1 pseudogene is annotated in these 373 nt (G+C 54.2%); it reads left to right on the forward strand.

The window, feature by feature from the left end:
* Window positions 1–11 precede the first annotated feature (11 nt).
* Window positions 12–373: pseudogene (locus AAEY83_RS13195) on the forward strand (1-deoxy-D-xylulose-5-phosphate reductoisomerase); the annotation flags it as partial.

The following is a 373-nucleotide window of genomic DNA, read 5'->3' on the forward strand; positions in this document are numbered from 1 at the left end:
TGTGGGCACTGATGGTTATGACACAACGCATCGCCGTACTAGGCGCAACAGGCTCGATTGGCGATAGCACGCTAGCAATTTTGGCGGCGCAACCGCTTAATTATCAAGTCTATGCGCTATCAGGCTATCACCGCTTAGACAAATTGTTTGCGCTTTGCCAGCAGTTTTTGCCCAAGCGTGTCAGCGTGCCGACAGCTGCAGTCGATGATTTTGCTGAGCGTCTTAGCGCAGCAGGTCTTGATATCGATGTGGTAGGCGGGGCAGCAGGACTGGTCGATATTGCTACTGATACGCAAACCGATACCGTTGTCGCTGCTATTGTTGGCGCAGCTGGTCTGCCTTCTACCTTAGCCGCCGCACGGGCAGGTAAGCG

The organism is Psychrobacter sp. TB20-MNA-CIBAN-0197 (genome assembly GCF_040309765.1).
Classification (GTDB): Bacteria; Pseudomonadota; Gammaproteobacteria; order Pseudomonadales; family Moraxellaceae; genus Psychrobacter; species Psychrobacter submarinus.